At 52.6% G+C, this 13551-nt stretch carries 6 protein-coding genes; 2 read left to right on the forward strand and 4 right to left on the reverse strand.

The window, feature by feature from the left end; translation table 11 throughout:
* Positions 1–275: 275 nt before the first annotated feature.
* The 4 genes from A8O25_RS20640 to A8O25_RS20660 all read right to left on the reverse strand — a co-directional run bounded on the left by A8O25_RS20640 (position 276) and on the right by A8O25_RS20660 (position 8775).
* Complete coding sequence (locus tag A8O25_RS20640) at positions 276–3218, reverse strand: FAD-binding and (Fe-S)-binding domain-containing protein (RefSeq protein ID WP_066839277.1); 2943 nt, start codon at positions 3216–3218, stop codon at positions 276–278.
* 200 nt (positions 3219–3418) lie between these two features.
* On the reverse strand, positions 3419–4228 hold the full coding sequence (locus A8O25_RS20645) for a hypothetical protein (protein ID WP_066839278.1): 810 nt from the start codon (positions 4226–4228) through the stop codon (positions 3419–3421).
* A gap of 146 nt (positions 4229–4374) precedes the next feature.
* Complete coding sequence (locus A8O25_RS20650) at positions 4375–7305, reverse strand: outer membrane beta-barrel protein (RefSeq protein ID WP_066839279.1); 2931 nt, start codon at positions 7303–7305, stop codon at positions 4375–4377.
* A gap of 471 nt (positions 7306–7776) precedes the next feature.
* Entirely contained in the window at positions 7777–8775 is a 999-nt protein-coding gene (locus A8O25_RS20660) for an alpha/beta fold hydrolase (protein WP_066839284.1), read from the reverse strand.
* A 395-nt stretch (positions 8776–9170) separates the two neighbouring features.
* Between A8O25_RS20660 and A8O25_RS20665 the strand changes: the two genes are divergently transcribed.
* Positions 9171–9902 (forward strand): GLPGLI family protein, encoded by a 732-nt coding sequence (locus A8O25_RS20665; protein WP_066839285.1) that lies wholly within the window; start codon positions 9171–9173, stop codon positions 9900–9902.
* A gap of 21 nt (positions 9903–9923) precedes the next feature.
* Positions 9924–12692 carry an outer membrane beta-barrel protein gene (locus A8O25_RS20670; protein WP_066839286.1) on the forward strand — a complete coding sequence of 923 codons (2769 nt, stop codon included), beginning with the start codon at positions 9924–9926 and terminating at the stop codon, positions 12690–12692.
* Positions 12693–13551 lie beyond the last annotated feature (859 nt).

Genomic DNA, 13551 nt, shown 5'->3' on the forward strand with positions numbered 1-13551 from the left:
ATTTTGAGGCTTTAATGACCTTTGGTTCCTTTCCCCTCCCTTGCCTGGAGGCTTCGCCATTATAAAAGCAGAAAATAATCCAATGACGGATTAACTACCATATAACCGTCACAATTACATTTATCACCACTATGCCCGCACCCAAACATACGTTTATCCAACCTACGGTAGCTGGATAAACGTAATTGCACTGCCGAATATAGGATATAGATTTCTCATAATAAAGCACTTCCTTTTTCCGGGCTGATTTTGTGAAAACAGCTCCAAAACGCAGCCTACTTCAGTGCCTCATATAATACCTCAATGGGATGCTTGGCATTTTTACCGGTGCCGTCATGAATTTGGTGGCGGCAGCTGGTGCCGGGGGCGGCAATGATCACCTCCTCTCCGGCGGCTCTTACGCTGGGGAAGAGCACCAGTTCGCCAATGGCCATGGAGACATCAAAGTGTTCTGCCTCGTAGCCAAAAGAACCCGCCATGCCACAGCAGCCTGAGGGGATCACTTCTACCTTATAGTTCTTTGGCAGGGTGAGCATCTGCTGCGTGTAGAGTACGCTGCTGAGGGCCTTCTGGTGGCAGTGTCCGTGCAGTTGAACCTGCCGCTCCTCGTCTTTGAACAGGCTGGGGTCAATGTTCTTGTTCAGGAGCTCCCGGGCAATGAATTCGTCAAACTGCAGGCAGTGGATAGAAAGCGATTTGGCGTCCTCCAGTTGGTCTGCGTCTACCAGATCCAGGTATTCATCCCGAAAGGTGAGAATACAGGATGGTTCAATGCCAATGAGAGGGGTCTCGGCGCTGATGAGCTTGTGCAGCAGGGCCACGTTCCGTTGGGCCAGCTTCTTGGCTTCCCGCACAAAACCCTTGGAGAGGTAGGTGCGGCCGCTTTCCTCATGCTCCGGAATGACCACCTCGTAGCCCAACTTTTCCAGCAGCAGCACGGCTTTCTGGCCAATAGGCGTGTCATTGTAATTGGTAAACTCGTCGCAGAAGAGGTACACCTTCTTTTTAAAGGAACTGGACTTTTCCGCCCGTTCTCTTTGGTGCTTCTTAAACCAGCTTTTGAGGGTGGTGGCATGCAGCAGTGGCAGTGACCGCTTCGGCGCGAAGCCCACACTTTTCTTGAAGAGGTGGGCGGTAAGCTTATTTTTGAACAGCAGGTTGTACGCCCCCGGCAGGAGGGAGGCCAGCTTATTGGCGTTGTTGAAGTTGGCGATCAACCGCGTGCGGAACGGTATGCCATTGGCATCATAGTAATGCTGCTGGAACTCGGCCTTCAGCTTGGCCACGTCTACGTTAGAGGGGCACTCAGATTTGCAGCCTTTGCAGGAGATGCAGAGATCCATGGCCTCTTTGATTTCCTGGTGGTCAAAGCGGTTGGCCTTGGGCGAACGGGTCAGGAACTCTCTAACGGCATTGGCGCGGGCACGGGTGGTGTCACGTTCATGGCGGGTCACCATGTAGCTGGGGCACATGGTGCCACCGGTGAGGTGGGTTTTGCGGCAGTCGCCGGAGCCGTTGCAGAGTTCGGCGGCCCGCAACACCCCACCCGCCTGATGAAACTTGAAGACCGTGTCAAACTCCGGCGTCTCCTGGCCCGGCTCATAGCGCAGGGAGGAATTCATAGAGGGCGTATTCACAATCTTACCGGGGTTGAACAGGTTGCCGGGGTCCCAGACCCGTTTCACCTCCTCCACCAGCCGGTAGTTTTCCTCGCCTATCATGAACGGGATGAACTCGCCGCGCAGGCGGCCGTCGCCGTGCTCGCCGCTCAGGGAGCCGCGGTATTTTTTCACCAGGTGCGCAATCTCAGTGGCAATATCCCTGAAGAGCTTGTTGCCTTCTTCGGTCTTCAGGTTGATGATGGGCCGCAGGTGCAGTTCGCCGCTGCCGGCGTGGGCGTAGTGTACGCAATACAGGTTGTATTGCTCCAGCGTGAGGTTGAACTCCCTGATAAACTCCGGCAGGTCCTCCACATCAACCGCCGTGTCTTCAATCACCGCCACCGGTTTGGCATCACCAGGAATGTTAGACAGCAGGCCAAGACCCGCTTTGCGGAGGTTCCAGACCTTCTTGGTATCTGGGCCCAAGACCAGCGGGAAATGGTAACCCAGCTGGTTTTTCTGTAAATCCTGCACCAGCGCCTGTGCCCGCTCCTGAATAGCGGCCTGGGTGTGGTCAGTGAGTTCCACCACCAGAATGGCCCCGGGGTCGCCCTGCACAAAGAAGCGGTTCTGGCTCTGCTCAATGTTGGTTTTGGTGCACTCCAGCACGTAGTGGTCCATGAGCTCACTGGCGCTGGGGTTGTGCCGCAGCGCCACCAGGTTGGCGCGCAGAGACTCGTCTACTGTTTCACAGTGCACGCAGAGCAAGCCAATCTCTTTGGGCGGAAGCGGGTTCACGTGCAGTTGTATCTCCGTTAAAAACGCCAGCGTGCCCTCAGAGCCGGCAATGAGTTTGCAGAAGTTGAACGGCTCTTTGCCCGCCGTAAAGGGCTCAGTCTCCAGCAGCAGGTCAATGGCATACCCCGTGTTGCGGCGCTGAATGCTGGGCTTGGGGAACTCCGCCCGTATGTTTTCCTGCGTGGGGCCGTGGCTCAGCATGGCTTTGGTGGCCTGGTAAATGCGCGTCTCCAGGTCGCCGCTGGTATTCTCGCCGCGGCACTTGGCTTCAAACTCAGCTAAGGTCAGGGCCCCAAACTCGGCCTCGGTGCCGTCGCTTAATATGGCCTTTACGCTCAAGAGATGTTCCCGCGCGCTGCCGTAGACAATGGAGTTGGAGCCGCAGGAGTTGTTGCCCACCATGCCGCCTATCATGGCGCGGTTGGCGGTAGAGGTTTCGGGCCCAAAGTACAGGCCGTGCGGCCGAAGGAACAGGTTCAGCTCATCCCGTATGACCCCGGGCTGCACCCGTACCCAGCTTTCTGCCGGGTTTACCTCCAGAATCTGGGTAAAGGTTCTGCTCACATCTACCACAATGCCGCTGCCCACCACCTGACCGGCCAGAGAGGTGCCCGCCGTGCGCGGTATCAGGGAGGTTCCTTCTGCACGGGCAAACCGTATCAGCTTTTTGATATCAGAGGCATTCTTGGGGAACGCGACGGCTAACGGTTTTTCGCGGTACGCTGAGGCGTCTGTGGCATACAGCGTGCGCATGGTGTTGTCAAAGTGGAATTCGCCCTCCAGCTGGCTGGCAATGTGCTTTAGTTTCTCAGGATTCATGTAGTCTGGAACGGCCCCTTCTTCCCGGCCAGGAGGAGGGGAGGAATGTGGTAATAAGGTAACTCAAACTTGAGCACCCAATGTAAGGGCTACGGCGGGAAAGTCAAAGGGAATATTACGCCGAATTACACTTTCCGGCACGGTTGCCCAGGGGCTGTTTTCGCCTGTTTTCTGAAAAACAGGCCGAAAACAGGAGCTGCTCAATTGACCAGTTTCTGTATCTGTTCCATTTGTCTCTGATTGACCAGGTTTTTGGTTTGGCCAGTGGTAATTGAAAATTCCTTGTGCAGGGAAGGATCATTGCGTAAGCTGCCGTTGCGGTCCTGGTCTACTCCAAAGGTGAGAATGATTTTATCTGAGTTGAACAGAAGGGTGTAGTCTTCCAGCCCCAGGCCCGGGAAACTGACTTCCCGCAGTGTCTGGTTTGCAACCGCATAGAGGTAAAAAGACTGGAGGTCACTGCTGTTCAGCTGCCCGTCCTGGTCAGTGTCTCTACTGCTCCCTTTCATTAAAAGGTATTGTTTTCCGCTGATTTTAAAATTCCTGAAATGGGTTAGGTGCACGGTCTTGTCAAAAATGACCCGGCTGGTTCCCGTTAGCGGGTGATACAGGATAATGTTACAGTAGGCTCCATTGAATCTGAAATATTTATGGCCCCGCCCAGAAGAGCTCAGCCCATAGTCTAAAATCTCAAAGTCATTGCCATCTTGCTTCTTGTCAATGCTGGCCAAAGAAACCGGAATCAGGTAGATCTGGGCGGCCGTGTCTAGTAAGGTGGGCGCCTGCATGGTGATGTGCTGTCTGGCCTTGATAGCGGCTCCTGCTGTGCTGGAAGAATCCTGCAGCTGGATAGAGGGCGACTCGGCCTGGTACCTGCCGTACTGCCTGTTCCTGATAATGTCAGCCACTACCAGGTAGCAGCCGGCTAGAAAGACCAAGAAAAAGCCGAGCACTGCCAGTGTGCCCAGAATAGCCAGAAGCTTTTGGTTGTAGGCTTTTATTTTCTCCATGGGGAATTTCTGATCAAGAAGGGTAGCCCCAATAATGGTAAATAAAAAGAAGAAATGAAGCGGAGGCCAGGCAAAAAAAATCCGTTTCCGGGCTGTTTTGAGAAAAACAGCCCGGAAACGGAAAACAAGCCCTGAACGCAGACTCTCTACCGCTGGAAGCTTCGCGGCCCGCCGGCGGGGGCGGCGCCCCTGCCCGCATTGCCAAACTGGCGCAGGTTGTAGTTGAAGCTTAGCATAAAATACCGCTGCAACACCGTAGTCTGTACATCTTCAATGTAGGTAGAGGTGTTGTTCCGTTGAATACTGGTGTTCTCCCCCAGCAAGTCAAAGCCGGAAAGTCTGATCTCGGCCCGGCGGTCTGGCATGAATTTATACCCAATGCTGCCATTTACCAGCATAAACGTTGGGTCAATGCCTTCAGACAGGCCTCCGTTGTACTGGTGGTTAACTTCTGTGGTCAGGTTTAATCCTTTCCAGATTACCCAGTTCAGTCTGAACAAGCTGCTTTGGTTGTAGTAGTTGTTGTTCTGCTCCTTCAGGAAAGAGTACTTCACGTCATTGTAGTTAGAGTTGGTTGACACCAGAAAGTCAAGGTTCTCGCTGATGTTGCTGCTGATCACAATGCCGGCAGAAAGGTTCAGGGTTGCAGCGTCATTGGCCGTCTCCATAAACGAAGACCTTGAATTGCTCACCAAAGACGGGTTATTGGTGTAGCTGGCCCCCGCGTTCACGTTAAGGTTTGACTTGATGAAAGTAACCGGCAGCCCGTAGTTCAGGAAGGACCTAAAACTGTACTGCCCGTCCAGGTTTACCGGCCGGGAGAGCTGCATCCCTGGTTTCAGCTTAACACCGCCCGGGGTGGTGAAGGTTAAAAGCGCATCCTGGGTTTCATCTCCGGTTGCTCTGCGGTCATTGCGGTAGGTGCTGGTGCCCATATAGTCCTGGTTGAAAGAACCGCCTACATAGGCAAAGAAAGAGGAAGACCTGCCTGGGTTGGCAGAGGAGTAGCGCAGACTCAGGTTATGGGAAAAGCTCTGGCCCAGGTTAGGGTTACCCTGGCTCAGCAAAGTGGGGTTAGACACATCTACCGCGCTCTGCAACTGGTCTACTGAAGGCGTTTGTGAGCGGCCCATGTAGAAGACCCGTATGTTGCGGTCCTGGTTGAAGTTGTAGCGCAACATGGCAAAGGGCAGAATGTTGTGGTAGTTACGGGTTGTGTCAATACGGGTAGGGTACAACTGGTCTGTTGCCAACTGCAGCCATTGGTAACGGGCGTTCAGCATCAACTGAAAATCCTTGTTATTGTAACGCCAGCCTCCGCCAAACTCCTGGGTAAGGGTTTTATTCTCTACCGTGCTGGACTGGTTAAGAATAAGGGCATCATATGGCCCTTCTTCGGTTTCACTTTCTGAGGTGCGCTTGTCCCCGTCTGACTTGCTGTAGTTGGTGTTGTACGTTAACTGCAGCTGAGTATTCTGGCTTAACGGCTCTGTGTAGTTTACATTAGCTCCGGCAGCATAGCCTTTGTTGTCAAGGGTGGAATTCTGGTACACCAGCGAATCATCGCCCTCATTGATCAGGTCAAAAAAGTACTTCGCATTAAGCCGGCTATCCCCTTTGTTTTGGTTGTAGCTGTTGGTGACGTCAACACTGACGGTACGGCCGCGCTTGGCAAAGCTGTGACGGTAGAGAATGCTGTTGTTGAAGTTAATGCCGGTTAAATCTGACCGGAAGAGGTTGTCAAAGTTGTTGGCCAGCGAACTCAGTGCAGATTCGCCGCCGCTGGTCACCCGTGAATCTGTGGTGCTTAGCCCCTCATTCTGCTGCAGGCTCAGGCGCGGGCGGAGAATAATAGAGTTTGCGCTGTCAATGGTGTACGTTACCCGCAGGTTGAGGCGGTGGTTCTGGTTTTTAGCATCTGAATTCCCTATCTCCCGCACATCTAAACCATCTTCCCGCTCAGGGTCAAACTGACGGAAAGCGTTGTAGAAATAGTCATTGTTAGAATGGTTGAAGAAGTAGCTGCCTTGTACGTCTACATTCTTGCCCCATTTGTCCAGGTAGTTAACGCCAATGGCGTTGGTAGTGGCAATACCGTTGCTGGTGTTCACCAGAAAGTCGCCGGTGTTGTTGCCGCCGCCCCAGCTTCCGCCGCCGCCACGGGAGCCACCGCCCCCGCTACTGCCGCGCATACCTCCACCGCCCCGGCTGGAGGCGCTGGCCACGCCTACTAAATCTTCTGAGGAGAAGTTCTGCTCATTTACGTTGTTGCTCAAGCCTACAATAGAAATGCGGCGGTCGCCTTCAAAGCTGTTGTAGTTCCCGCTCAGCCTGAAACGCTCATCTGTGCCGGCCCCCGCGCTGAAACGCCCAAACTGGCCGGTTCTAAACTCGGGTTTGGTCACAATGTTGATGGTTTTCTGCTCATTGCCGTCACTAAAGCCGGTGAACTGGGCCTGGTCGCTCTGGCGGTCAAACACCTGGATCTTTGAAATGACTTCGGCCGGAAGGTTCTTTAAAACCGCGTTAGGGTCTTCGCCAAAGAACTCTTTCCCGTCTACAAGCACCCGGGCCACCCGCTCGCCCTGTGCCTGCACCTGTCCGTTCTGGATGGTGATGCCCGGCATCTTCTGGATGAGGTTTTCAGCGTTGGCATCTCGGTTCACCTTGTAGGCCGAGGCATTCATCTCAGAGGTGTCCTGCTTCTGGATAACAGTGGCGGCGCGGCCCACAACTTCCACCTCGCGCAGCGCGGTAGCGGTCTGACCCAGGGTGAGGGTTCCCAGGTTGAGAGGCGTTCCGGTGGCGGTGAGGGGTCTGCGCAGGTCATTGAAGCCCAGGTAAGACACCTTTACCACAAAGTTTCCGTTTCGAACGCCCGCCAGTTCAAATCTGCCTTCCACGTCTGTGGTGGCACCCTTGTACACAGAAGAATCCTGGGCATTCAGTAAGGCAACAGTGGCTCCAATGAGCGGGGAACCGCCCCCCACTACCTGGCCCCGTATGCTGGCAGATTGGCTAAAACTAAGATAGGATATGGAAAGCAGGAAATAGAAAAGTAAGCTTATTTTTTTCATTGCATGGTATTGGTTTGGCCTTTGACTAACCAGTTGGGCAAGGGTTTAATGCTGTGGAGAAGTTTTTCTGTTTTTGGCCTGTTTTTGTAAAAACAGGCCAAAAACACGTTGTCTCTACTGCTGTTTATGTAGCACGTGTTTGTTTCAGGCTGTAAGGCAGACGTGAGCCTGTATAGCAGAAAAACTGGAAAGCAATACTTTTTTAGATGGGCGGCGGTACCCCCAATGCTGTAGTTGTTTGCAATTTTTTTATCAAAAAAGAACACCCCCTGCAGATCTGTTCAGGAGCTATAGGGGGGGCTTAGTGCTTATGGTTCTTCAGTAGACAGGAATGGGGCTTTTATCTCTGGCTTTGGGCAAAGTGCCCAGGAGGGAGAGAAAGAATGTAAGTTCTGTTTTGGAGCCGTTTTTAGAAAAACAGCCCCAAAACAGGAAAACAGATGCTTTTGGCATTAAGTCTGCCTGAGCAGGTTAAGAGCGTAAGAACTGGAGCAGCGGCGTTATAAACCGTTCATACGCTTCAATGTGCGGGAGGTGCCCTACGTTGTCAATTTCCACCAAGGTGGAGTTTTTGATTTTTTTGGCCGTTTCTTTTCCCAGGGCCGGGTAGTTCCCCAATTTCTCCCTTACCTCAGGGGCGGCGTTGGCTTTACCCAGGGCAGTACGATCCCGTTGGCCAATGAGGAGCAGGGTGGGCATCTGGAGGTTCTCAAATTCATATACCACCGGCTGGGTGAAGATCATGTCATAGGTAAGCGCTGCGTTCCAGGCAATGAGCGGATAGTCGGGGCCCACTGTCCAGCCGGCCAGGAGGTGGACCCATTTGTCATACTCCGGCTTCCATTGGCCGCCATAGTAGTTTTCTAACTGGTATTTTTTAATGCCCTCTGCGGTTTGCTTCAGTTCACCGGCATACCATTTCTCCACGTTCTGGTAGGGCACCCAGCGTTTCCAGTCTTCCAGGCCAATGGGGTTCTCCAGGATCAGCTTTTCAACCGTTTCGGGGTACATGAGGGCAAACCGGGTGGCCAACATGCCGCCCATGGAATGGCCCAGAACAGCTGTCTTTTTGATGCCCAGGCTGTCAAGCAACCCTTTGGTATTCTGCGCCAGCATCTGGAAAGAGTACTGGATGTTCTGCGGTTTAGAGGATTTTCCAAACCCTATCTGGTCTGGAATCAGCACCCTAAAGCCATTCCTGGCCAGATCAGAAGCCGTTTGTTCCCAGTAGGCGCCGTTAAAATTCTTGCCGTGGAGCAGGAGTACGGTTTTCCCGTTCGGTTTCTGGGGCTTTACATCCATGTACGCCATCTTAAAGTTCTGGCGCTGCACCTTCACCTGATGGAAGCTCACCTGAAAAGGGTAGGTATAGTTGGCCAGTTCAGCGTCAAGGGGTTTCACTTGCGCGCTCCCGGAAACAGAAATCATTAAAAGAAGAAGAAGAGTGAGAAGCAGGTTCTTGGTTTTCATCAATGAAAGGATGCACAGTTAAAAATATGTATCTGGCCGGTTAGCTGTAGCCGGTAAGAAGTTGAAGAGCATAGCCCAAGCGGACAACAGTCTCCTGATTATACGTTGAATCAGAAGAAATGTCACCTCTCCTGATTCTGCTCCCGGGTTTTTAGTCTGCCAGAAGCAGGTTCTTGCTCAGGGGCAGAATCTTGCCAAACGGAGCGGCTTTCGCATTGATCTTAAACGTCCAGGTGAACATTGGGATGAGTCTGGAGAATAGCTGTATCCTTTCCGCCGCATGGTGCTACAGGAGGAAGGCGCATTCCTTTAACAATACTTTAACGTTTCCTTAGGGAGCTGTTAACACCATTGCTTTTTCTAGCCCGCTACTTTTACTCAAAAAAAATCAGTCTATGAAAAGCATACTTACTACCCTTTTCTTTTTCATTCTTATATGCGCTTCTACTGGGGCTATGGCGCAGGAGGGTGTCATTATTTATGAAGTAAAAGTCAACCTGCACCGAGCTCTCACCAAAGAGCGGGAAAGTATGAAAGCAATGATGCCTGAATTCAACGTGAGCAAGCAAGCACTGTACTTTAACCAGCAGGCCTCTTTGTACAAGCGCATGGTAGATGAGGAGGAGGAGGCGGCAGCCGGAACCAGCGGCACCTCTTTCAGGATCAGGATGGGCGGCGGTGAGCTGTTCCTGGTTCCCTCAGAATCTAAACGTATTTCTCTGCGGGAGTTCAACGGAAAAAAATACCTGATCCAAGACAGTCTCAGCACTTTGCCCTGGAAGTTTGGGAAGGAAACCAAAACCATTGCCGGGTATGTGTGCAGGCAGGCCACCTACTTTCAGGAGCAGCGAAACCAGACGGTGGTGGCCTGGTACACAGAAAAACTGCGCCCCTATCTGGGGCCAGATTCGTATGCCTCATTGCCCGGTGCCGTGCTGGAGCTGGATGTGAACAACGGCGAGCGAGTTGTGAAAGCCCTGCAGGTTGACGTAAGGCCTCTTAAAAAAGGGGAGCTGGTAGAGCCTGTCAAAGGGGAGAAGGTAACAGAAAAGCAGTACCAGGCCATGCTGTCTGAGCAGATGGAGCGCATGCGGCAGGGCGGAGGGAACATCATGATCAGGAACTAAGCCTTAGGGAAAAGAACTTCCATGAAAAGTCTTCTTCTCATTGCCTTCCTGCTGGTAGGCCCGGCGGCGCTTGCCCAGAAGTTTACTGTAAAAGGCAGGGTGGTAGATGACAAAAACAGTGCCTTACCCTCTGCTACCGTGCTGTTGTTGCAGCCCAGAGACTCAACGCTTGTTTCATTTGCCTCTACAGACGCCCAAGGTACCTTTGACCTGAAAAACCTCAACGGCCCGGTGCTGGTGAAAATCTCTTTTGTGAGCTTTGAGCCTTTCTACAAAACCATTGAAGCCCCTGCCGTGCCCGGCGTAGTAGACTTGGGGACCATTGTTCTTAAAACCGCACCCAATGCGTTAGGCGAAGTGGTGGTGCAGGGGGAGCAGGATCCGGTAAGGATAAAAAAAGATACCATAGAGTTTAACGCCGGCTCCTTTAAAACCCAACCCAACGCCGCGGTAGAGGAGCTCCTGAAGAAGTTGCCGGGCGTGGAGGTGGCCAGTGACGGATCTGTCTCTGTGCAGGGGGAGAAGGTGCAGCGGGTGACCGTAGACGGGAAGGAGTTCTTTGGAAATGACCCTAAGCTGGCCACCAAAAACCTGCCCGCAGACGCGGTGAAGAAAGTGCAGGTGTATGACAAAAAATCTGACCAGGCTGATTTCTCTGGCATTGAAGACGGGCAGCGAACCAAAACCCTTAACCTGGAACTGAAAGAAGACAAGAAGAATGCGGTATTTGGCAGTGTGATGGCCGGGGCGGGAACAGATTCCCGTTTCCAGGGCAAATTCAACCTGAACCGTTTTCAGAAGGGGAAACAGTTCTCCGTGCTGGGCATGGCCAACAATGTCAACACCCAGGGCTTCGGGATAGATGAATATTTAGCCTTCACCGGCGGTATGCAACAAATGGCGTCTGGGGGTGGCTTACGGATAGAGATAGGCCCCAATTCAGCTATTCCCTTAAACACCGGTGACCGAACCAATGGGTTGATGCGCTCCTACGGGGGAGGTGCCAATTTCAACCAATCCCTGGGCAAAGACACGGAGGCCACCGGGAATTATTTCCTGAACCATCTGAACCATGACGTGCGCCATGTACTGGAGCGGGAGGAGTTCAGGCCCTCCGGCAACTTTTTCCTGAACCAGACCGGCAGCCAGGAAAATACCAACACCAACCACCGGTTAAACTTTGCAGTAGACCATAAACTGGATTCGGCCAACTCTGTCAAGTTAACGGTAAATGCCGGGCTGAGCACCAGCAAAGGCGTGGGTACTTCTGTCAGTAGAACCGTGAATGCCGCAGGCGAATTCCAGAACAGCGGTGACAGCCGGAACAACACCACCGGGCAGGGGGGAAATGCGACTGCCAGTCTATTGCTTCGGCACAAATTCCCTAAAAAAGGCCGCACCCTCTCGCTCACCGCCCAGGGGAGTCTGAACCAGAATGACGCTGAAAACCTAAATTACGGAGTATATAGGTTTACAGAGCGGCCCACTGAGACCATCCACCAGTACCGGGAAAGTGAAACCAACTCCCACAGCTACAGCGCCACGCTGAACGGTACTGAACCGTTGGGCAACCGCCGGTACCTGGAGGCCTCGTACCTGTTTAGGCAGAACCGGAATATTTCTGACCAAAAGGTGTTTGACCTGCAGGACGGTGAGCGGCTCATCAATCAAAACCAGTCAAACCGGTACAACAGTGATTTCCAGTACCACCGTGCCAACGTGAACTTCAGGGTGAACCGTGATGCTTTCAGTTTTGCCGTGGGCCCGGGCTTTCAGCACTCTGACCTGATTGGCTACGTGCGCCAGAAGGAGAACAGACCGGTACAGAAGTCATTTGACAACTTTCTCCCCAGCGCCCGGTTCAACTATGATTTCGGGAGCAACCGCCGGTTTGATTTTAATTACGAGACCTCTGTGCAGGAACCGTCTGTGCGGCAGTTGCAGCCGCTGCCAGACAGCAGCAACCGGCTGAATGTGTATGTGGGGAACCCGGGGCTAAGACCGGCCTACCAGCACCAGCTTCGAGCCAATTTCACCATGTTCAACCCCACGTCCATGATCAGCTTTTTCGCCCGCGGGTTTATGAACTATACCACAGATGCCATTACCAACTCTGTCACCTACGGCGCAGGCCTGAGCCGTACCTCACAGCCGGTGAACGTGAGGTATAGCCGGATTTCTGGGGTGAACCTGAACGTGGGCTATCCGGTGCGCAAGCTCAACAGCCGCTTTAATGTAGGCCTGAGCCTGAGAGAGCAGCAGAGCATCAACCTTATTGACAACAGTGCCACCACCACAGAGAACCGCACCGTGGGCGGCAACCTTAGGTACGAGTACCGTCTGGACCAAAAGTTTGAGGTAAGCCTGCGCAGTGACCTCAGCCTGCAAACCACCAACTACAGCGCAGAAGGGAGCCGCGACCAGCAGTTCCTGAACCAAACCTACACGGGGGAGGCCACTGTTTACCTGCCCCTCCACTTTCACCTGAACGGAGTCCTGGACTATCTGGTGTACAACAACCCGGACTTGGGTTTCCGGCAGAACATTCCGTTGTTGAATGTTTCCCTGGCCAAGCAGTTCCTGAAGAACAACACGGGGGAACTGCGTCTGGTGGCGGTGAACCTGCTAGACAAGAACATGGGCATTAACCAGACAGCCAGCGCCAACTATGTGCAGCGGGAAACCATGAATTCACTGGGGCAGTACTTCCTGCTGCAGTTCACCTACACCCTTAACAAGCACCTGAACCCCATGGGGAGCCGCGGCGGCGGAATTAGGATTTTGCGGTAACAAGGGGAGGAAACGTCTAAAAAGCCGGACCAGAGAGTCCGGCTTTTTTATTTTATAAAGGTGGCTGATTCAGGTAGCCGTAAGATTATATGAGGCAGGTGAAATTTGATTTGCTATTGATGTAACGAGAGGTGGATGATGTTTGGGCAAATTTCTAAAAGGTAGGCTCTCCTTCTTCTGAACTGTGTAGGGTATTGCCATTAGAAAGTATCGCTATCTTTTGCTGCAGAAGTTTCTGAAGCAGGTTAAGTGCGTTTTGGAGCTGTTTTGGCCAAAACAGCTCCAAACCAGGTAGGTCTGCCTAAGTACATTTGGAAGCTACCGGAGGAGTCTTTGCTTAGCGTAGGCAAGAACGACGTGATGGTGCGGAAGTAATACAGGCCTCGCCTTGTTCCCTTCAAAGGACCGGGCCGATAGGTCTCCGTTCTTCAGGATTTGTGATTTAAAAATAAGAAACTCCGGATTTTTCTTTTGTCATTCTATCAGCTCAAAATGGAAGGTGCCAGAGGGGGCAAATCCTGAAGAGCGCTTTTAGGGGACAACTCAAGGCCCTGCTTACCAAGGAGTCACGCAGTGCATTCTTTTATAGGGTGGGCAGCCAAAGGGAGAAGTAGTATTGGGTACCAGCCTGCTACGCGTTTGTCCATTATTTATCTGCAAAGTTTTATGTGGTGTTTACTTCTGCCGCCGTTTTAGGGCTAGTTTTCAGAAAACGGCCCCAAAACAGGGAGCTGTTCTGCGTGTAAGGCACAAGCGGTCACCTGCCCATAGATAAATCAGAAAAAACTGTCAGCTTCAAGGAGTTGACGTTGTAAAAAAGTATTTCTGTTTTGCTGTTGCAATTGCCCAAAACAAGAAT

The organism is Rufibacter ruber, from assembly GCF_001647275.1.
Lineage (GTDB): Bacteria > Bacteroidota > Bacteroidia > Cytophagales > Hymenobacteraceae > Nibribacter > Nibribacter ruber_C.

Bases quoted from the DNA above. Each gene is read 5' to 3' on its own strand.
- A8O25_RS20650 (WP_066839279.1), bottom strand. From the start codon at position 7,305: ATGAAAAAAATAAGCTTACTTTTCTATTTCCTGCTTTCCATATCCTAT.
- A8O25_RS20640 (WP_066839277.1), bottom strand. From the start codon at position 3,218: ATGAATCCTGAGAAACTAAAGCACATTGCCAGCCAGCTGGAGGGCGAA.
- A8O25_RS20645 (WP_066839278.1), bottom strand. From the start codon at position 4,228: ATGGAGAAAATAAAAGCCTACAACCAAAAGCTTCTGGCTATTCTGGGC.
- A8O25_RS20665 (WP_066839285.1), top strand. From the start codon at position 9,171: ATGAAAAGCATACTTACTACCCTTTTCTTTTTCATTCTTATATGCGCT.
- A8O25_RS20670 (WP_066839286.1), top strand. From the start codon at position 9,924: ATGAAAAGTCTTCTTCTCATTGCCTTCCTGCTGGTAGGCCCGGCGGCG.
- A8O25_RS20660 (WP_066839284.1), bottom strand. From the start codon at position 8,775: ATGAAAACCAAGAACCTGCTTCTCACTCTTCTTCTTCTTTTAATGATT.